We start from the raw sequence: 17,281 nt of genomic DNA, 5'->3' as shown, positions 1-17,281 counted from the left end.
CGACTCTCTCTGGTTACGGGTGGTTCAGACGGCGAAGTCGTCGCAGGCGGCCAGCAGCCGGCCGGTGACGTCGCCGATGTCGCCCATGCCGTCGACCCGCTGCAGCAGGTTCCGGTCCGAGTACAGGTGCACCAGCGGCGCGGTCTGCTCGGCGTAGACCTCGAGGCGGTGGCGGATGACGTCCTCGGTGTCGTCCGGCCGGCCCTCGATCTCGGCGCGCTTGAGCAGCCGGCTGACCACCTCGTCCATGTCGACGGTCAGCTCGAGCACGGCGTCCAGCCGGGTGCTGGAGGCGGACAGCATGGCGTCGAGCTCGTCCACCTGAGCAGCGGTCCGCGGGTAGCCGTCGAGCAGGAACCCGACCGCGGCGTCGTCCTCGAGCAGGCGGTTGCGCACCAGCTCGTTGGTCAGCTCGTCCGGCACGTACTTGCCGGAGGACATGATCTCCTCGACCTGTTTACCCAGCTCCGTGCCGTCCGCGACGTTCTGCCGGAAGATGTCGCCGGTGGAGATCGCCGGGATGCCGAAGTGCGCGGCCACCTTCTTGGCCTGCGTGCCCTTACCGGCTCCGGGAGGACCGAGGATCACAAGCCTCATGGACGCACCGCTCTCATCGCAGGAACCCTTCGTAGTGACGCTGCTGCAACTGGGATTCGATCTGCTTGACCGTCTCCAACCCCACTCCGACCACGATCAGGATCGATGTGCCGCCGAAGGGGAAGTTCTGATTCGCGTCGACCAGAATCAGCGCGATCAGAGGGATCAATGCCACCATGCCCAGATACAGAGCACCAGCAAGAGTAATGCGACTCAGAACATATTCGAGGTAGTCGGCGGTGGGGCGCCCGGCGCGGATTCCGGGAATGAAGCCGCCGTACTTCTTCATGTTCTCGGCGACCTCGTCGGGGTTGAAGGTGATCGCCACGTAGAAGTAGGTGAAGAACACGATCAGCAGGAAGTAGGCCGTGATGTAGTACGGGTGGTCGCCCTGGACCAGGTGGTCGTTGATCCACCTCACCCATCCGGCCGTGCTGTTCTGCTGGAACTGGGCGATCAGGGCGGGCAGGTAGAGCAGCGACGACGCGAAGATCACCGGGATCACGCCGGCCATGTTGACCTTGATCGGGATGTACGTCGTGGTGCCGCCGTAGGCCCGCCGGCCGACCTGACGCTTGGCGTACTGCACCGGGATCCGGCGCTGGCTCTGCTCGACGAAGATGACCGCGGCCATGATCAGCAGCCCGATGCCGATCACCAGGAAGAAGGTGTTGAAGCCCTGGGTCTGCTTGATCGCCCAGAGCGAGGACGGGAACGCCGCCGCGATCGAGGTGAAGATCAGCAGCGACATGCCGTTGCCGATCCCCTTCTCGGTGACCAGCTCACCCAGCCACATGATGAAGCCGGTACCGGCGGTCATGGTCAGCACCATGATGCCGAGGGTGAACAGGTCGTCGTTCGGGATCAGGGTCTCGGTGCAGTTCTGGAAGAGCCCGCCCTGCTGGCGCGAGATCGCCACGAAGGTGGTCGACTGCAGCACCGCCAGGCCGATGGTCAGGTACCGCGTGTACTGCGTGAGTTTCGCGGTGCCGGACTGGCCTTCTTCTTTCAGCGCTTCGAACCGCGGGATGACCACGGTGAGCAGCTGGATGATGATCGACGCCGTGATGTACGGCATGATCCCGAGCGCGAAGACCGACAACTGCAGCAGCGCACCGCCGCTGAACAGGTTGACCAGGGCGTAGAGGCCCTGCGAGTCCTGGGTGCTGGCGAGATCGACGCAACGCCGCACGGCCGAGAAGTCGACGCCGGGAGTGGGGATGAACGACCCCAGGCGGAACAGCGCCATGATCGCTACGGTGAAGAAGATCTTGCGCCGCAGATCGGGGGTGCGAAACGCCCGGAAGAACGCGGTGAGCACGCAAAACCTCCAGCGTGCTGCCCTGGCCGGGCAGCTCGTCGTTACGGGCCGGGAGCGGCCGAGTGGGGTGCGCTTCGGAACGGCCGTCAGGCCGGTCCACAAGACGCCGGTCGTGTGACCCTAACATCCGGCGGCCCCCCTATCAGGGGAGCCGCCGGATGTGAAGGAATCGTGCCTGTTGAGCGGTGTTTACAGCTCGGTGGCGCTACCGCCGGCCGCAGCCAGCTTCTCCTTGGCGCTGGCCGAGAACTTGTTCGCGCTCACGTTCAGCGCGACCGAGATCTCGCCGTCGCCCAGCACCTTGACCAGGTGGCCCTCACGGACCGCACCCTTGGCCACCAGGTCCTCGACGGAGACGTTGCCGCCGTCGGGGAACAGGCTGCTGAGCTTGTCCAGGTTGACCACCTGGTACTCGGTCCGGAACGGGTTCTTGAACCCACGGAGCTTGGGCAGCCGCATGTGCAGCGGAACCTGCCCACCCTCGAACCGGGCCGGGACCTGGTAACGGGCCTTCGTACCCTTGGTACCGCGACCCGCGGTCTTACCGCGCTTGCCGCCCTCACCACGACCGACCCGGATCTTGGCCGACTTGGCCCCGGGCGCCGGACGCAGGTGGTGCACCTTCAGCGCGTGCTCGCGCTGGCCTTCTGCCATCTCAGTCCACCTCCTCGACGGTGACGAGATGCCGCACCGTGTTGACCATCCCGCGGATCTCGGGACGGTCCTCCTTGATCACGGAGTGCCCGATCCGCTTGAGGCCGAGCGAACGCAGCGAGTCGCGCTGGTTCTGCTTGCCGCCGATCTTCGACTTGACCTGGGTGACCTTGAGCTGAGCCATCAGCCGGCCACCCCCGCGGCCCGGGCGCGCAGCATGGCGACCGGAGCGACGTCCTCGATCGGCAGGCCACGACGGGCCGCGACCTCTTCGGGACGCTCGAGCCCACGCAGCGCGGAAACCGTCGCGTGGACGACGTTGATCGCGTTGTCCGAGCCGAGCGACTTGCTCAGCACGTCGTGGATACCGGCGCACTCCAGCACGGCGCGCACCGGACCACCGGCGATGACGCCGGTACCCGGGGACGCCGGCATGAGCAGCACGACACCGGCGGCCTCTTCACCCTGGATCCGGTGAGGGATCGTGCCCTGGATGCGGGGAACCTTGAAGAAGGCCTTCTTCGCCTCTTCAACGCCCTTCGCGATCGCCGCGGGCACTTCCTTGGCCTTGCCGTAGCCGACGCCGACCGTGCCGTCGCCGTCACCGACGACGACCAGGGCGGTGAAGCTGAAGCGACGACCACCCTTCACGACCTTGGCGACCCGGTTGATCGCCACGACGCGCTCGACGAACTGGTTCTTGTCCTGGCCGCCGTCACGACCGCCACGGTTGTCGCGGTCACGGCCGCCCCGGCGACCGCCGCCGCCGCTGTTCTCGCCGCCGCTGTTCGGCCCGCCGGAGTTGGTGTTACCCCCGGGCCCGCGACGCTGAGGTCCAGCCATCAGACGTTCCTTCTCTCTGTCTTCGAAATGGTCAGCGTGCGCATCGGCTAGAGAACCAGCCCGGCCTCACGGGCGCCGTCCGCAATTGCGGCGACGCGGCCGTGGTAACGGTTCCCACCGCGGTCGAAGACCACGGCGGAGACACCGGCGGCCTTGGCGCGCTCGGCGACCAGCTCGCCGACCTTCTTGGCCTTGGCGGTCTTGTCGCCGTCCAGGCCTCGCAGGTCGGCCTCCATGGTGGAGGCGGAAGCCAGGGTCTTGCCGACCGTGTCGTCCACGACCTGCACGAAGACGTGCCGGGAGGAACGGTTCACGACCAGGCGCGGGCGCTCGGTCGAGCCCCGCAGCTGCTTGCGCACTCGCAGGTGGCGGCGGGTGCGGGAGGCCGACTTGCTCTTGGCCGCGCCACCACCGCTGCGCTTCAAACCGATCGCCATTACTTCTTGCCCGCCTTTCCGACCTTGCGCTTGATCACTTCGCCGGCGTAGCGGACGCCCTTGCCCTTGTACGGGTCGGGCTTACGCAGCTTGCGCAGGTTCGCCGCAACCTCGCCGACGGCCTGCTTGTCGATCCCCGAGACCGAGAACCGCACGGGGCCGTCGGTCGCGAAGGTGATGCCGGCGGGCGGCTCGACGACGATCGGGTGGCTGTAGCCGAGGGCGAACTCCAGGTTGGAGCCCTTCGCCGCGACGCGGTAACCGGTCCCGACGATCTCGAGCTTCTTCTCGTAGCCCTTGGTCACACCCTCGACCATGTTGGCGATCAGGGTGCGGGTCAGGCCGTGCAGGGCACGCGACGAACGCTCGTCGTCCGGGCGCGTGACCTTCATCGTTCCGTCGTCCTCGCGGGCGACGGTGATCGGGGCCGCGACGGTGTGCGTGAGGGTGCCCTTCGGGCCCTTCACGATCACCTGCGCGCCGTCGAGGGTCACGTCGACGCCGGCGGGAACGGTGATCGGCAGTCTTCCGATTCGGGACATGCTCTCTCTCCCTTCCCGTTACCAGACGTAGGCGAGGACTTCCCCACCCACGCCCTTCTGCTTGGCCTGCTTGTCGGTCATCAGACCGGACGAGGTCGAGAGGATCGCCACGCCGAGTCCGCCGAGGACGCGGGGCAGGTTCGTCGACTTCGCGTAGACCCGCAGACCGGGCTTGCTGATCCGGCGCAGGCCGGCGATCGAGCGCTCCCGGTTGGGGCCGAACTTCAGCTTGATGGTCAGCGTCTTGCCGACCTCGGCGTCCGCGACCTCCCAGCTGGAGATGTAACCCTCGGTCTGCAGCAGCTCGGCAACCTTCTGCTTGAGCTTGCTGTAGGGCATCTGGGTCTGGTCGTGGTACGCGGAGTTCGCGTTCCGTACGCGGGTCAGCATGTCCGCGATCGGATCGGTCATCACCATTGGGCAGTTCCGCCCTTTCCCACCGCGGTTTCGGCAACCTTCTCGGAGGCGTCGACCTGCGGCGTAGTTGTTTCTTCGAGGAACTCGGGGAGGTATTCCGGTACGTCGTGCCGCAGCGTCACCAGGCCGGTGGGAAGGCTGGAGCGCAGCGAAACCATGCGATTGTTGCGCACCGTCCGACGGCGGCCGGCCCCCAGGGCCACCTGGGTGGCGCCGGGGTTCGGGATCGTCAGCTGTGACACGGCCGGCCTACCAGCTGCTCTTGGTCACGCCGGGCAGTTCGCCCCGGTGCGCCATCTCACGCAGGCAGATCCGGCACAGGCCGAACTTGCGGTAGACCGAGTGCGGGCGGCCGCAGCGCTGGCAGCGCGTGTAGGCCCGCACCGCGAACTTCTGCTTGCCCGCCGCCTTGTTGATCAGAGCGGTCTTCGCCACGTCAGTTCTCCTTGAACGGGAAACCGAGGAGCTTCAGGAACGCGCGCCCCTCGTCGTCGTTGGTCGCCGTCGTGACGACGGTGATGTCCATACCCCGCACGCGGTCGATCCGGTCCTGGTCGATCTCGTGGAACATGGACTGCTCGTTCAGGCCGAACGTGTAGTTGCCACGCCCGTCGAACTGCTTGCCGCTGAGCCCGCGGAAGTCGCGGATACGCGGCAGGGCGATGCTCACCAGGCGGTCGGTGAACTCCCACATCCGGTCGCCGCGCAGCGTGACGTGCGCGCCGATCGGCATGCCCTCGCGCAGCTTGAACTGCGCGATGGACTTGCGGGCCTTGGTGACCTGCGGCTTCTGGCCGGTGATGGCGCTCAGGTCGCGGATCGCACCGTCGATCAGCTTGGAGTCGCGGGCGGCCTCGCCCACACCCATGTTCACGACGACCTTGACCAGACGCGGGGTCTGCATCACGTTCGCGTAGCTGAACTGCTCGCGCAGGGCCGGCGCGATCTCGGCGTCGTAGCGGGCGCGCAGCCGCGGCTGCACCTTGGTGCCCTCTTCAGTCACTGTCATGGTCACAGGTCCTTACCGGATCGCTTCGCGAAGCGAACCCGCACGTTCTTGGTCTTGCCGTCACGCTCGACGGTCTCGACCCGGATACCGACGCGGGTGGCCTTGTTCGACTCCGGGTCCACCAGCATCACGTTGCTGATGTGGACCGGAGCCTCCTGGGTGATGATCCCGCCGGTCTTCGAGCCCCGGCCGGTCGCACCTTCCTTGACGTGGCGCTTGACCCGGTTGATGCCCTCGACCAGGACCCGCTGGGTCTCCGGGTAGACAGCGATGACCTTGCCGGTCTTGTTCCGGTCGCCACCGTTCTTCTGCGAACGGCCGGTGATCAGCTGGACGGTGTCGCCCTTCTTGATCTTCAGCTTCGCCATCTCAGAGCACCTCCGGAGCCAGCGAAATGATCTTCATGAACTTCTTGTCCCGCAGCTCACGCCCCACCGGGCCGAAGATGCGGGTGCCGCGCGGGTCGCCGTCGTTGCGGAGGATCACCGCGGCGTTCTCGTCGAAGCGGATGTACGAGCCGTCCGGACGCCGGCGCTCCTTGACGGTGCGCACGATGACCGCCTTGACGACGTCACCCTTCTTGACGTTGCCACCGGGGATCGCGTCCTTGACGGTCGCGACGATGACGTCACCGATGCCGGCGTAACGACGGCCGGAACCGCCGAGCACGCGGATGCAGAGGATCTCCTTGGCACCGGTGTTGTCGGCGACCCGCAGCCGGGACTCCTGCTGAATCACTTGGCCTTCTCCAGAATCTCGACCAGGCGCCAGCGCTTGGTCGCCGACAGCGGACGGGTCTCCGAGATCGACACCAGGTCGCCGATGCCCGCGGTGTTGGCCTCGTCGTGCACCTTCACCTTGGTCGTACGGCGGATGACCTTGCCGTAGAGCGGGTGCTTGACCCGGTCCTCGACCTCGACCACAACGGTCTTGTCCATCTTGTCGCTGACGACGTAACCGCGGCGCGCCTTGCGGTAGCCACGCACCGGGGCGTCAGCCTGGGCGTTCTCACTCATCTCAGGCCTCCGGGGTGGCAGTGATGCCGAGCTCGCGCTCGCGCATGATCGTGTAGATACGAGCGATGTCGCGCTTCACCGCGCGCAGCCGCATGTTGTTCTCGAGCTGACCGGTGGCCGACTGGAAGCGCAGGTTGAACAGCTCTTCCTTGGCCTTCTTCAGCTCTTCGGCCAGGCGCTCGGATTCGAAGCCCCGCAGGTTCGCCGGGTTCAGGTCCTTGGAACCGATGGCCATCAGCTTTCACCGCCTTCGCGCCGGACGATCCGGCACTTCATCGGCAGCTTGTGGATCGCCCGGGTCAGGGCTTCCTTCGCCACCTTTTCAGTCGGGAACGAGAGTTCGAACATCACGCGACCGGGCTTGACGTTCGCGACCCACCACTCCGGGGAACCCTTACCGGAACCCATGCGGGTCTCGGCCGGCTTCTTGGTCAGCGGGCGGTCCGGGTAGATGTTGATCCAGACCTTGCCGCCACGGCGGATGTGACGCGTGATGGCGATACGAGCGGACTCGATCTGCCGGTTGGTCACGTACGCCGGCTCCAGCGCCTGGATGCCCCACTCACCGAAGGTCACGGCGTTGCCGCCCTTCGACATGCCGGAACGGCTGGGGTGGTGCTGCTTGCGGTACTTGACCCGACGGGGGATCAGCATGGTGCTCAGGCCTCCGATCCGGTGCCGGACGAAGCCTTGTCGGCAGCGGCCGACGCGGCTGCGTTCTCGGCGGGGGCGGCCGACGCGGCCGGCGTGCCCTCGGACTGCTGCGGACGACGACGCTGCGGGCGCTGCGCGCGACCGCCGCCACCCGGGCCCTCGCGACGCGGGCCCCGCGGCGGAGCCGCAGCCTGCTCGCGAGCCAGCTCACGGCTGGTGATGTCGCCCTTGTAGATCCACACCTTCACGCCGATCCGGCCGAAGGTGGTGCGGGCCTCGTACAGGCCGTAGTCGATGTTCGCGCGGAGCGTGTGCAGCGGCACCCGGCCCTCGCGGTAGAACTCCGACCGGCTCATCTCGGCCCCGCCCAGACGACCCGAGCACTGCACCCGGATGCCCTTGGCGCCGGCGCGCAGCGAGGACTGCATGCCCTTGCGCATCGCGCGGCGGAAGGAGACCCGGCTGGCCAGCTGCTCGGCGATGCCCTGGGCCACCAGCTGAGCGTCGACCTCGGGGTTCTTCACCTCGAGGATGTTCAGCTGGACCTGCTTGCCGGTGAGCTTCTCCAGCTCGCCCCGGATCCGGTCGGCCTCGGCGCCGCGGCGGCCGATGACGATGCCCGGACGCGCGGTGTGGATGTCGACGCGGACCCGGTCACGGGTGCGCTCGATCTCGACACGGCTGATGCCGGCCCGCTCCATGCCCTTGGACATGAGCTTGCGGATCGCGACGTCTTCCTTCACGTAGTCGCGGTACCGCTGGCCACCCTTGGTGCTGTCGGCGAACCACCGGCTCTTGTGCTCGGTGGTGATGCCCAGGCGGAACCCGTGCGGGTTGACCTTCTGTCCCACTAGCGGGTCCTCCCATTCGCGGTGGCGGCCTGGGGGCCGCCCTTCGTCTCGGCCGGACCGACCACAACGGTGATGTGGCTGGTCCGCTTGCGGATCCGGTACGCCCGGCCCTGCGCCCGCGGCCGGAACCGCTTGAGCGTCGGGCCCTCGTCCACGTACGCCTCCTGGATGACCAGGGTGCGCTCGTCGAACGCCTCGGACGCGGCGGCGGCCTTCACCCGGGCGTTCGCGATCGCGCTCTGCACGACCTTGAGCACCGGCTCGCTGGCGGCCTGCGGAGCGAACTCCAGCGTGGCGATCGCCTGCGGTGCCTGCTTCCCGCGGATGAGGTCGACGACGCGGCGGGCCTTCATGGGCGTGACACGGACGTACCGCGCCTGCGCCTTGGCTTCCATCGCTGCTTCCTACCTTCTGTCGCTACTGACTGCTGGGGCGGGCGCGATCAGCGCCGACGGCCCTTGCGGTCGTCCTTCTCGTGTCCGCGGAACGTGCGGGTGGGGGCGAACTCGCCCAGCTTGTGACCGATCATCGACTCGGTGACGAACACCGGGACGTGCTTGCGGCCGTCATGCACGGCGATCGTGTGACCGAGCATGTCGGGCACGATCATCGAGCGCCGGGACCAGGTCCGGATGACGTTCTTGGTCCCCTTCTCGTTCTGTACGTCCACCTTCTTCTGCAGGTGGTCGTCGACGAAGGGACCCTTCTTCAGACTGCGAGGCATTCTCGAAAGGCTCCTATCAGCGCTTCTTGCCGGTACGGCGGCGGCGAACGATCATCTTGTCGCTCTCCTTGTTGGGGCGACGGGTACGACCCTCGGCCTGGCCCCAGGGGCTGACCGGGTGGCGACCACCGGAGGTCTTACCCTCACCACCACCGTGCGGGTGGTCGATCGGGTTCATCGCCACACCGCGGACGGTCGGGCGCTTGCCCTTCCAGCGCATGCGGCCGGCCTTGCCCCAGTTGATGTTCGACTGCTCGGCGTTGCCGACCTCGCCGACGGTGGCGCGGCAGCGCACGTCGACGTTGCGGATCTCGCCGGAGGGCATGCGCAGCTGCGCGAAGCGGCCCTCACGGGCGACCAGCTGCACCGAGGCGCCGGCCGAGCGGGCGATCTTGGCGCCGCCACCGGGCCGCAGCTCGATCGCGTGGACGACCGTACCGACCGGGATGTTGCGCAGCTCGAGGCTGTTACCCGGCTTGATGTCGGCCGTGGGGCCGTTCTCGATGCGGTCGCCCTGCTTGAGCTTGGTCGGGGCGACGATGTAGCGCTTCTCGCCGTCCGCGTAGTGCAGAAGGGCGATACGCGCGGTGCGGTTGGGGTCGTACTCGATGTGAGCGACCGTGGCCGGAATGCCGTCCTTGTCGTGACGGCGGAAGTCGATCACCCGGTAGGCGCGCTTGTGACCGCCGCCCTTGTGCCGGGTGGTGATCCGGCCGGTGTTGTTCCGGCCGCCGCTCTTGGTCAGCGGCCGCACCAGGGACTTCTCCGGCTCCGACCGGGTGATCTCCACGAAGTCGGCGACGGACGAACCACGGCGGCCCGGCGTCGTCGGCTTGTACTTGCGGATTCCCATGTGAGTCAGTCCTCTTGCTGTTTCTCGGATGTCGGTCTTCTGACGCCCTCAATCCGGTCGGTGGAAGCCGTCCGGATCGGAACGCTGGGGCCTCAGGAGACCGGCCCGCCGAAGATGTCGATGGTGCCTTCGCTCAGCGTGATGATCGCGCGCTTGGTGTCCTTGCGCTTGCCCGTGCCGGTCCGCGTGCGGCGGGTCTTGCCCTGCCGGTTCGCGGTGTTCACGGCGGCGACCTTGACCCCGAACACCGTCTCGACGGCGATCTTGATCTCGGTCTTGTTGGCGGCCGGGTTCACCAGGAAGGTGTACTTGCCCTCGTCCAGGAGCGTGTAGCTCTTCTCCGAGACGACCGGCGCCAGCAGGATGTCGCGCGGGTCCTTGTGGACGCCTCCGATGGTGCTCACTTGGCAGCCTCCTTCGCGGTGACCTTGGTGACGACCGGGCTCTCGAGGAACGAGTCCAGCGCGGCCTTGGTGAACACCACGTCGTCGGCGCACAGCACGTCGTAGGCGTTCAGCTGGTCGAAGGGCAGCACGTGCACGCTGTCCAGGTTGGACAGGCTGCGCTTGCCGACCTCGTCGGTCCGGGTCACGACGACCAGCACGTTCTGCCGCTCGGTGATGCCGGCCAGGGCCTTCGCGACCGACTTGGTCGACGGGGCGTCGCCCTTGACCAGCTCGGAGAGCACGTGGACGCGACCGTGACGGTTGCGGTCCGAGAGCGATCCCCGCAGCGCGGCGGCGATCATCTTCTTCGGGGTGCGCTGGGCGTAGTTGCGCGGCGTGGGGCCGTGCACGACGCCACCGCCGGCGAACTGCGGCGCGCGGGTAGAGCCCTGACGGGCGCGGCCGGTGCCCTTCTGGCGGTACGGCTTCTTGCCGCCGCCCCGGACCTCGCCACGGGTCTTCGTGTCGTGCGTGCCCTGGCGGGCCGCGGCCAGCTGGGCCACGACGACCTGGTGGATCAGCGGCACGTTGGTCTGGGCGTCGAAGATCGCCGCGGGCAGATCGACGGAGCCGACCTTCTCACCCACGCCGTCCACGACGTCCAGGCTCAGCTTGGTGGTGGTTTCGGTGGCCATTGCCTCAGCCCTTCTTCGCCGCGGTGCGGACCAGGACGATGCCGCCGCGCGGTCCGGGAACGGCACCCTTGATCAGGAGCAGACCGCGCTCGGCGTCGACGGCGTACACGCTGAGGTTCTGCGTGGTCTGCCGCTCGCCACCCATGCGGCCGGCCATCCGCGTGCCCTTGAAGACACGACCGGGGGTGGCGCAACCGCCGATGGAGCCCGGGGAACGGTGCTTGCGCTGCGTACCGTGCGAGGCGCCGAGGCCCTTGAAGCCGTGGCGCTTCATGCCACCGGCCCAGCCCTTGCCCTTGGTGGTACCCGAGACGTCGACCACCTGGCCGGCCTCGAAGGTCTCCACCGTGAGCTCCTGGCCCAGGCTGTACTCGGTCGCGTCGGCCGTGCGCAGCTCCACGATGTGGCGCCGCGGCGTCACGCCGGCCTTCTCGAAGTGCCCGGCCAGCGGCTTGGTCACCTTGCGGGGGTCGATCGCGCCGTACGCGATCTGGACGCCCGGGTAGCCCTCGCCCTCAGCGCTGCGCACCTGAGTGACGACGCACGGACCCACCTGGATGACGGTGACCGGGACGAGCCGGTTGTTGGCGTCCCAGACCTGGGTCATCCCGAGCTTTTCGCCGAGCAAGCCCTTGACGGCTCGCACCGTCGGCTTGCTGATCGTCTTGAGAGTCATCTTCAGGAGGTCCTTCTAGAGCTTGATCTCGATGTCCACGCCGGCGGGCAGGTCAAGCCGCATCAGCGAGTCCACCGTCTTCGGCGTCGGGTTGATGATGTCGATCAACCGCTTGTGGGTGCGCATCTCGAAGTGCTCGCGGCTGTCCTTGTACTTGTGCGGCGAACGGATGACGCAGAAAACGTTCTTCTCCGTCGGCAGCGGCACCGGCCCTGCGACCGTCGCGCCCGTGCGAACGACCGTGTCGACGATCTTGCGGGCCGAGCTGTCGATGACCTCGTGGTCGTAGGCCTTCAGCCGGATGCGGATCTTTTGTCCCGCCATGGCGTCGTTGCGCTCTCTTTCGCTTGGTCGACAGGCGTTGACCGGCCTGGAGTAGCGACCGGTCGGCACTGTCTGTGGTCCACCCGGGCCGTGGAGCGCGGCTCGGGCCTTCGCAACTGCTGTCTAGCTGGTCGTGCTGGTGTTCCACGTCTTCTGCGACGCTGACACCCCGTTCTGGGTCAGGCTGTCGAACACCGACCCCCGAGGTCGGGCGTGTCGCGTTCGTCGATCAGACTTGCCCGTCGTTCCCGACGAGACCAGGGGTCTGAACCGGTTGGTGCTGTTGGTGGTCACTGCGCGCGGCCAATCCGGGCCCCGCAAAGGGCGCGACGGACACGGCTGTGCGCGAGCAACCTGTCCAGTGTGCCAGACGCAGCCCACCGTTGACCAATCGCGGTCCTGACGGTGAACACCTCCCCCCGGAGACCAGGTGCTACCACCGGGGTTCCAGGACTTCCGGACCGCGCCGCCAGACCCGTCATCCCCTGCGTGGGCCACCCTCGCCCGGACCGGAGAGCGCTCCCCCGCTTTCGCATTCCGCGAGTTCGGTTGGTTGGGAGCTGCGCACCGACCGGAACGATCCGGAGGTCCACGGCCAGGAGGTGGCCGGCACAGCGGCGCCGGGCCGGAAGGACCCTGAACGCACGCCAGCGGCGACAGCCCGAAGGCTGCCGCCGCTGGAGAGTACTACTTGATGATCTTGGTGACGCGACCCGAACCGACGGTCCGGCCACCCTCACGGATGGCGAACAGCAGGCCGTCCTCCATGGCGATCGGCTGGATCAGCTCGACCGACATCTCGGTGTTGTCGCCCGGCATGACCATCTCGGTGCCCTCGGGGAGCTTCACAACGCCGGTGACGTCCGTGGTCCGGAAGTAGAACTGCGGACGGTAGGAGTCGTAGAACGGCGTGTGACGGCCACCCTCGTCCTTCGAGAGGATGTAGACGTTCGCCTCGAAGTTCGTGTGCGGGGTGATCGAGCCCGGCTTGACCACGACCTGGCCGCGCTCCACGTCCTCGCGCTTGATACCACGCAGGAGCAGACCGCAGTTCTCGCCGGCCATGGCCTCGTCGAGGGTCTTGCGGAACATCTCGATCGCCGTGACCGTGGTGGTCGTCGACTTGTCCTTGATCCCGACGATCTCGACGGTCTCGTTGGTCTTCAGGATGCCGCGCTCGACCTTGCCGGTCACGACGGTGCCACGACCGGTGATCGTGAAGACGTCCTCGATCGGCATCAGGAACGGCTTGTCCGTGTCCCGCTGCGGCTCGGGGATGTGCTCGTCGACCGCGGCCAGCAGCTCGAGGACCTTCTCCTGCCACTCGGCGTCGCCCTCGAGAGCCTTCAGCGCGGAGACCCGCACGATCGGCAGGTCGTCGCCCGGGAACTCGTAGGAGGACAGGAGCTCACGGACCTCGAGCTCGACGAGCTCCATGATCTCTTCGTCGTCCACCATGTCGGACTTGTTCAGGGCCACGACGATGTAGGGGACGCCGACCTGACGCGCGAGCAGCACGTGCTCACGGGTCTGCGGCATCGGGCCGTCGGTCGCCGCCACCACGAGGATGGCGCCGTCCATCTGGGCCGCACCGGTGATCATGTTCTTGATGTAGTCGGCGTGACCGGGGCAGTCGACGTGCGCGTAGTGACGCGTCTCGGTCTGGTACTCGATGTGAGCGATCGAGATCGTGATACCACGCTGGCGCTCTTCCGGCGCCTTGTCGATCTGGTCGAACGCCTGCGTGTCCGGGTTGAGGTCCGGCCACTTGGTGTGCAGGGTCTTGCTGATCGCAGCCGTCAGCGTCGTCTTACCGTGGTCGATGTGACCAATGGTACCGATGTTGACGTGCGGCTTAGTCCGCTCGAACTTCGCCTTCGCCACGGGGTCCTCCTGTCGGACGGGTTGATTTCTGTTCTTGGTTCGACGGGATGCTGGTGGCGCGATTACTCGCCGCGAACCTTCTTGATGATCTCTTCCGCAACGTTCCGGGGAACCTCTGCGTAGGAGTCGAACTGCATGGTGTAGACGGCGCGCCCCTGCGTCTTGCTGCGCAGGTCTCCGACGTAACCGAACATCTCCGACAGCGGAACCAGGGCCTTGACGACCTTGGCGCCACTGATGTCCTCCATGGCCTGGATCTGGCCACGGCGGGAGTTCAGGTCGCCGATCACGTCGCCCATGTACTCCATCGGCGTGCGCACCTCGACGGCCATCATCGGCTCCAGGAGCACGGGGCTGGCCTTGCGGGCAGCCTCCTTCAGCACCATCGAGCCGGCGATCTTGAACGCCATCTCGGACGAGTCGACGTCGTGCGCCGCACCGTCGAGCAGGATGGCCTTGATGCCGACCAGCGGGTAGCCCGCCAGGATGCCGAACTGCATGGCGTCCTGGATACCGGCGTCCACGCTCGGGATGTACTCGCGCGGGACGCGACCACCGGTGACCTTGTTCTCGAACTCGTAGAACACGCCTTCCGACGTGTCCATCGGCTCGATGGTCACCTGCACCTTGGCGTACTGGCCCGACCCACCGGTCTGCTTCTTGTGGGTGTAGTCGAGCTTGACGACCGCCTTGCGGATGGTCTCGCGGTAGGCGACCTGCGGCTTGCCGACGTTCGCCTCGACCTTGAACTCGCGGCGCATGCGGTCCACCAGGATGTCCAGGTGGAGCTCGCCCATGCCGGCGATGATCGTCTGACCCGTCTCCTCGTCCTGGCGGACCTGGAACGTCGGGTCCTCCTCGGCGAGCTTCTGGATCGCGGTGCCCAGCTTCTCCTGGTCGCCCTTGGTCTTCGGCTCGATCGCCACCGAGATGACCGGCTCCGGGAACGTCATCGACTCCAGGACGATGGGGTTCGTCGGGTCGGAGAGCGTCTCACCGGTCGTGGTGTCCTTCAGCCCGATGACCGCGTAGATGTGGCCGGCTGCGGCCTCCTCGACCGGGTTCTCCTTGTTGGAGTGCATCTGGAAGATCTTCCCGATGCGCTCCTTCTTGCCCTTGGTCGAGTTCACGACCTGGGCGCCGCTGGCCACCTTGCCGGAGTACACCCGGATGTAGGTCAGCTTCCCGAAGAACGGGTGCGCCGCGATCTTGAAGGCCAGGGCGGAGAACGGGGCGTCGTTGTTCGCGGCCCGGGTGAGGGTCTTCTCCTCGTCCTTCGGGTCGGTGCCCTCGACGTCCGGGACGTCCAGCGGGGTCGGCAGGTAGTCGATCACGGCGTCGAGCATGGGCTGCACGCCCTTGTTCTTGAACGCCGAACCGCACAGCACCGGGTTGACCTCGGAGGCGATCGTCATCTTGCGGATCGCGCCCTTGATCTCCTCGGGCGTGAGCTCCTCGCCGCCGAAGAACTTCTCGAGCAGGGCCTCGTCGGACTCGGCCACGGTCTCGAGCAGCTTCTGACGCCACTCCTCGGCCTTCTCCTTGAGGTCGGCCGGGATCTCCTCGATCTCGTAGGCCTCACCCTTGCCGGTGTCGCCCCGCCAGGTCAGCGCCCGCATGTAGATCAGGTCGATGACACCGAGGAAGTCGGACTCGGCACCGATCGGCAGCTGGACGACCAGCGGCTTCGCACCCAGACGGTCGATGATCGTCTGGACCGTGAAGTAGAAGTCCGCGCCGAGCTTGTCCATCTTGTTGACGAAGCAGATCCGCGGGACGTCGTACTTGTCGGCCTGCCGCCACACCGTCTCCGACTGCGGCTCGACACCCTCCTTGCCGTCGAACACCGCGACCGCGCCGTCGAGGACGCGCAGGTTGCGCTCGACCTCGACGGTGAAGTCGACGTGCCCGGGGGTGTCGATCAGGTTGATCTGGTTGCCTTCCCAGAAGCAGGTGGTGGCGGCGGAGGTGATGGTGATACCCCGCTCCTGCTCCTGCTCCATCCAGTCCATCGTGGCCGCGCCGTCGTGGACCTCACCGATCTTGTAGTTGATCCCGGTGTAGAACAGGATCCGCTCAGTGGTGGTGGTCTTGCCGGCGTCGATGTGAGCCATGATGCCGATGTTGCGGACCTTGTTGAGGTCCGTCAGCACGTCTTGTGCCACGTCGATCGCCTCTCTCATGAGGTTTGTGTTTCAGGGGGGAAAGACCCGCAGTGCGTGACTGCCGGGCTTCCCCGGCGCCACTGTGGCCGCCGGATCCCGGCGGCCGCAGCGGTGGGTAGATGACTACCGGCTTAATTACCAGCGGTAGTGAGCGAACGCGCGGTTCGACTCGGCCATCTTGTGGGTGTCCTCGCGACGCTTGACCGCCGCGCCGAGACCGTTGGACGCGTCCAGGATCTCGTTCATCAGACGGTCCGTCATCGTCTTTTCCCGACGGGCCCGGGAGTAGCCCACCAGCCAGCGCAGGGCCAGCGTGGTGGAGCGGCCGGCCTTGACCTCGACCGGGACCTGGTAGGTCGCGCCACCGACGCGGCGGCTGCGGACCTCGAGGGTCGGCTTCACGTTGTCGAGCGCGCGCTTCAGCGTGATGACCGGGTCGTTACCGGTCTTGTCGCGGCAGCCCTCGAGCGCTTCGTAGACGATCTTCTCGGCGGTGGACTTCTTACCGTCGAGGAGGATCTTGTTCACCAGCTGGGTGACCAGCGGCGAGCCGTACACGGGGTCGATGACGAGCGGCCGCTTCGGGGCCGGGCCCTTGCGGGGCATTAGCTCTTCTCCTTCTTCGCGCCGTAACGGCTGCGAGCCTGCTTACGGTTCTTCACACCCTGGGTGTCGAGGGAACCGCGGATGATCTTGTACCGCACGCCGGGGAGGTCCTTCACACGGCCGCCGCGGACGAGCACGATCGAGTGCTCCTGCAGGTTGTGACCGACACCCGGGATGTACGCCGTGACCTCGATCTGGGAGGTCAGCTTCACACGAGCGACCTTGCGCAGAGCGGAGTTCGGCTTCTTCGGCGTGGTCGTGTACACACGCGTGCACACGCCGCGGCGCTGGGGGCTGCCCTTCAGAGCAGGGGTCTTGGTCTTGCTGACCTTGTCCTGCCGGCCCTTTCGGACCAGCTGCTGGATCGTGGGCACCGGTTCTCCGAACTCTCTGCTCGCTTGTGCTGCTCTACCTGACTTGCTGTCTTACTGGCCTTGCGGTTGTCCGGATCGTCGCGCACAGCCTCTGGGGCCGCACCCCGCGCTCGGGCGTGTCGCTTACCTCGCGACCTGGCCCGGCGACGTCCCGCGGGGTGGGAGCTCCGCTGCGTATCGCACGCTGACAGCTTCCGGACCGTCAGGAGGGCACGCGCGGCAGCCCGAGAGAACTCGGGCACGAAGTGTGAGG

The 17,281-nt window shown here is 66.9% G+C and carries 27 protein-coding genes and 1 pseudogene; all 28 read right to left on the bottom strand.

Translation table 11 applies throughout. The annotated features are described in order from the left end of the window. Positions 1-24 precede the first annotated feature (24 nt). On the bottom strand, positions 25-597 hold the full coding sequence (locus tag LWF15_RS14285; RefSeq protein ID WP_232811256.1) for an adenylate kinase: 573 nt from the start codon (positions 595-597) through the stop codon (positions 25-27). Between the two features lie 13 nt (positions 598-610). After that, a complete protein-coding gene (secY, locus tag LWF15_RS14280) occupies positions 611-1,918 on the bottom strand; it encodes a preprotein translocase subunit SecY (protein WP_232811254.1) in 1,308 nt (435 codons plus the stop codon). Between the two features lie 189 nt (positions 1,919-2,107). Then, complete coding sequence (gene rplO / locus LWF15_RS14275) at positions 2,108-2,572, bottom strand: 50S ribosomal protein L15 (RefSeq protein WP_352396428.1); 465 nt, start codon at positions 2,570-2,572, stop codon at positions 2,108-2,110. Between the two features lies 1 nt (position 2,573). Beyond that, a complete protein-coding gene (gene rpmD, locus LWF15_RS14270) occupies positions 2,574-2,756 on the bottom strand; it encodes a 50S ribosomal protein L30 (protein WP_232811252.1) in 183 nt (60 codons plus the stop codon). Further along, positions 2,756-3,415 (bottom strand): 30S ribosomal protein S5, encoded by a 660-nt coding sequence (rpsE, locus tag LWF15_RS14265; RefSeq protein ID WP_332879905.1) that lies wholly within the window; start codon positions 3,413-3,415, stop codon positions 2,756-2,758. The genes rpmD and rpsE overlap by 1 nt, the downstream gene beginning before the upstream one ends. A 47-nt stretch (positions 3,416-3,462) precedes the next feature. After that, positions 3,463-3,852: a 50S ribosomal protein L18 gene (gene rplR, locus LWF15_RS14260; RefSeq protein ID WP_232811250.1), complete on the bottom strand. Its 390-nt coding sequence runs from the start codon at positions 3,850-3,852 to the stop codon at positions 3,463-3,465. Further along, positions 3,852-4,394, bottom strand: coding sequence for a 50S ribosomal protein L6 (gene rplF, locus LWF15_RS14255; RefSeq protein WP_232811248.1), 543 nt, complete (start codon positions 4,392-4,394; stop codon positions 3,852-3,854). Before rplF ends, rplR begins: the two co-directional genes overlap by 1 nt. A gap of 18 nt (positions 4,395-4,412) precedes the next feature. Next, on the bottom strand, positions 4,413-4,811 hold the full coding sequence (gene rpsH, locus LWF15_RS14250; RefSeq protein WP_232811246.1) for a 30S ribosomal protein S8: 399 nt from the start codon (positions 4,809-4,811) through the stop codon (positions 4,413-4,415). Continuing rightward, positions 4,805-5,053: a hypothetical protein gene (locus LWF15_RS14245; RefSeq protein ID WP_232811244.1), complete on the bottom strand. Its 249-nt coding sequence runs from the start codon at positions 5,051-5,053 to the stop codon at positions 4,805-4,807. The genes rpsH and LWF15_RS14245 overlap by 7 nt, the downstream gene beginning before the upstream one ends. Before the next feature lie 7 nt (positions 5,054-5,060). After that, on the bottom strand, positions 5,061-5,246 hold the full coding sequence (locus LWF15_RS14240) for a type Z 30S ribosomal protein S14 (RefSeq protein ID WP_231443866.1): 186 nt from the start codon (positions 5,244-5,246) through the stop codon (positions 5,061-5,063). 1 nt (position 5,247) lies between these two features. Beyond that, complete coding sequence (gene rplE, locus LWF15_RS14235; RefSeq protein WP_232811242.1) at positions 5,248-5,820, bottom strand: 50S ribosomal protein L5; 573 nt, start codon at positions 5,818-5,820, stop codon at positions 5,248-5,250. A 2-nt stretch (positions 5,821-5,822) separates the two neighbouring features. Further along, on the bottom strand, positions 5,823-6,188 hold the full coding sequence (gene rplX, locus LWF15_RS14230) for a 50S ribosomal protein L24 (protein ID WP_232811240.1): 366 nt from the start codon (positions 6,186-6,188) through the stop codon (positions 5,823-5,825). A 1-nt stretch (position 6,189) separates the two neighbouring features. Next, positions 6,190-6,558, bottom strand: a complete 369-nt coding sequence (gene rplN, locus LWF15_RS14225) for a 50S ribosomal protein L14 (protein WP_214154112.1) — start codon at positions 6,556-6,558, stop codon at positions 6,190-6,192. Then, positions 6,555-6,836 (bottom strand): 30S ribosomal protein S17, encoded by a 282-nt coding sequence (gene rpsQ / locus LWF15_RS14220; protein WP_269810152.1) that lies wholly within the window; start codon positions 6,834-6,836, stop codon positions 6,555-6,557. Before rpsQ ends, rplN begins: the two co-directional genes overlap by 4 nt. Positions 6,837-6,852: 16 nt before the next feature. Next, positions 6,853-7,071: pseudogene (rpmC, locus tag LWF15_RS14215) on the bottom strand (50S ribosomal protein L29); the annotation flags it as partial. Beyond that, entirely contained in the window at positions 7,071-7,490 is a 420-nt protein-coding gene (gene rplP, locus LWF15_RS14210) for a 50S ribosomal protein L16 (protein ID WP_231443879.1), read from the bottom strand. The pseudogene rpmC and the gene rplP, both read right to left, overlap by 1 nt. A 5-nt stretch (positions 7,491-7,495) precedes the next feature. Further along, entirely contained in the window at positions 7,496-8,341 is an 846-nt protein-coding gene (gene rpsC, locus LWF15_RS14205) for a 30S ribosomal protein S3 (protein WP_232811237.1), read from the bottom strand. Continuing rightward, positions 8,341-8,736 carry a 50S ribosomal protein L22 gene (rplV, locus tag LWF15_RS14200; RefSeq protein ID WP_232811235.1) on the bottom strand — a complete coding sequence of 132 codons (396 nt, stop codon included), beginning with the start codon at positions 8,734-8,736 and terminating at the stop codon, positions 8,341-8,343. The genes rpsC and rplV overlap by 1 nt, the downstream gene beginning before the upstream one ends. Before the next feature lie 47 nt (positions 8,737-8,783). Beyond that, the gene (gene rpsS, locus LWF15_RS14195; RefSeq protein WP_231443884.1) at positions 8,784-9,065 is read right to left on the bottom strand and encodes a 30S ribosomal protein S19; all 282 of its coding nucleotides are present in this window, start codon (positions 9,063-9,065) and stop codon (positions 8,784-8,786) included. 16 nt (positions 9,066-9,081) lie between these two features. Next, on the bottom strand, positions 9,082-9,918 hold the full coding sequence (gene rplB, locus LWF15_RS14190; protein WP_232811233.1) for a 50S ribosomal protein L2: 837 nt from the start codon (positions 9,916-9,918) through the stop codon (positions 9,082-9,084). 92 nt (positions 9,919-10,010) lie between these two features. Continuing rightward, positions 10,011-10,313: a 50S ribosomal protein L23 gene (gene rplW / locus LWF15_RS14185; RefSeq protein ID WP_232811444.1), complete on the bottom strand. Its 303-nt coding sequence runs from the start codon at positions 10,311-10,313 to the stop codon at positions 10,011-10,013. Positions 10,314-10,318: 5 nt separating this feature from the next. Continuing rightward, complete coding sequence (gene rplD, locus LWF15_RS14180; protein ID WP_232811231.1) at positions 10,319-10,999, bottom strand: 50S ribosomal protein L4; 681 nt, start codon at positions 10,997-10,999, stop codon at positions 10,319-10,321. A 4-nt stretch (positions 11,000-11,003) separates the two neighbouring features. Further along, complete coding sequence (gene rplC / locus LWF15_RS14175; protein ID WP_232811229.1) at positions 11,004-11,675, bottom strand: 50S ribosomal protein L3; 672 nt, start codon at positions 11,673-11,675, stop codon at positions 11,004-11,006. A 15-nt stretch (positions 11,676-11,690) separates the two neighbouring features. Further along, positions 11,691-11,999, bottom strand: a complete 309-nt coding sequence (rpsJ, locus tag LWF15_RS14170; protein WP_052530780.1) for a 30S ribosomal protein S10 — start codon at positions 11,997-11,999, stop codon at positions 11,691-11,693. A 687-nt stretch (positions 12,000-12,686) separates the two neighbouring features. Next, a complete protein-coding gene (gene tuf, locus LWF15_RS14165; RefSeq protein WP_232811228.1) occupies positions 12,687-13,883 on the bottom strand; it encodes an elongation factor Tu in 1,197 nt (398 codons plus the stop codon). 62 nt (positions 13,884-13,945) lie between these two features. After that, positions 13,946-16,048: an elongation factor G gene (gene fusA / locus LWF15_RS14160; RefSeq protein WP_232811443.1), complete on the bottom strand. Its 2,103-nt coding sequence runs from the start codon at positions 16,046-16,048 to the stop codon at positions 13,946-13,948. Between the two features lie 135 nt (positions 16,049-16,183). Continuing rightward, positions 16,184-16,654: a 30S ribosomal protein S7 gene (rpsG, locus tag LWF15_RS14155; protein WP_052530778.1), complete on the bottom strand. Its 471-nt coding sequence runs from the start codon at positions 16,652-16,654 to the stop codon at positions 16,184-16,186. After that, the gene (gene rpsL, locus LWF15_RS14150) at positions 16,654-17,028 is read right to left on the bottom strand and encodes a 30S ribosomal protein S12 (protein WP_052530777.1); all 375 of its coding nucleotides are present in this window, start codon (positions 17,026-17,028) and stop codon (positions 16,654-16,656) included. The genes rpsG and rpsL overlap by 1 nt, the downstream gene beginning before the upstream one ends. Positions 17,029-17,281 lie beyond the last annotated feature (253 nt).

The organism is Kineosporia rhizophila (genome assembly GCF_021277265.1).
In the GTDB taxonomy this organism is placed as follows: Bacteria; Actinomycetota; Actinomycetes; order Actinomycetales; family Kineosporiaceae; genus Kineosporia; species Kineosporia rhizophila.
The sequence above is the reverse complement of the archived record's forward strand: the minus strand, read 5'-3'. Positions and strand labels throughout refer to the sequence as shown.

Coding starts and splice junctions, on each gene's coding strand:
- LWF15_RS14285 (WP_232811256.1), bottom strand. CDS start 597: ATGAGGCTTGTGATCCTCGGTCCTCCCGGAGCCGGTAAGGGCACGCAG.
- rplO (WP_352396428.1), bottom strand. CDS start 2,572: ATGGCAGAAGGCCAGCGCGAGCACGCGCTGAAGGTGCACCACCTGCGT.
- rpmD (WP_232811252.1), bottom strand. CDS start 2,756: ATGGCTCAGCTCAAGGTCACCCAGGTCAAGTCGAAGATCGGCGGCAAG.
- rpsE (WP_332879905.1), bottom strand. CDS start 3,415: ATGGCTGGACCTCAGCGTCGCGGGCCCGGGGGTAACACCAACTCCGGC.
- rplR (WP_232811250.1), bottom strand. CDS start 3,852: ATGGCGATCGGTTTGAAGCGCAGCGGTGGTGGCGCGGCCAAGAGCAAG.
- rplF (WP_232811248.1), bottom strand. CDS start 4,394: ATGTCCCGAATCGGAAGACTGCCGATCACCGTTCCCGCCGGCGTCGAC.
- rpsH (WP_232811246.1), bottom strand. CDS start 4,811: ATGGTGATGACCGATCCGATCGCGGACATGCTGACCCGCGTACGGAAC.
- rplE (WP_232811242.1), bottom strand. CDS start 5,820: ATGACAGTGACTGAAGAGGGCACCAAGGTGCAGCCGCGGCTGCGCGCC.
- rplX (WP_232811240.1), bottom strand. CDS start 6,188: ATGGCGAAGCTGAAGATCAAGAAGGGCGACACCGTCCAGCTGATCACC.
- rpsQ (WP_269810152.1), bottom strand. CDS start 6,836: ATGAGTGAGAACGCCCAGGCTGACGCCCCGGTGCGTGGCTACCGCAAG.
- rplP (WP_231443879.1), bottom strand. CDS start 7,490: ATGCTGATCCCCCGTCGGGTCAAGTACCGCAAGCAGCACCACCCCAGC.
- rplV (WP_232811235.1), bottom strand. CDS start 8,736: ATGGAAGCCAAGGCGCAGGCGCGGTACGTCCGTGTCACGCCCATGAAG.
- rpsS (WP_231443884.1), bottom strand. CDS start 9,065: ATGCCTCGCAGTCTGAAGAAGGGTCCCTTCGTCGACGACCACCTGCAG.
- rplB (WP_232811233.1), bottom strand. CDS start 9,918: ATGGGAATCCGCAAGTACAAGCCGACGACGCCGGGCCGCCGTGGTTCG.
- rplD (WP_232811231.1), bottom strand. CDS start 10,999: ATGGCCACCGAAACCACCACCAAGCTGAGCCTGGACGTCGTGGACGGC.
- rplC (WP_232811229.1), bottom strand. CDS start 11,675: ATGACTCTCAAGACGATCAGCAAGCCGACGGTGCGAGCCGTCAAGGGC.
- rpsJ (WP_052530780.1), bottom strand. CDS start 11,999: ATGGCGGGACAAAAGATCCGCATCCGGCTGAAGGCCTACGACCACGAG.
- rpsG (WP_052530778.1), bottom strand. CDS start 16,654: ATGCCCCGCAAGGGCCCGGCCCCGAAGCGGCCGCTCGTCATCGACCCC.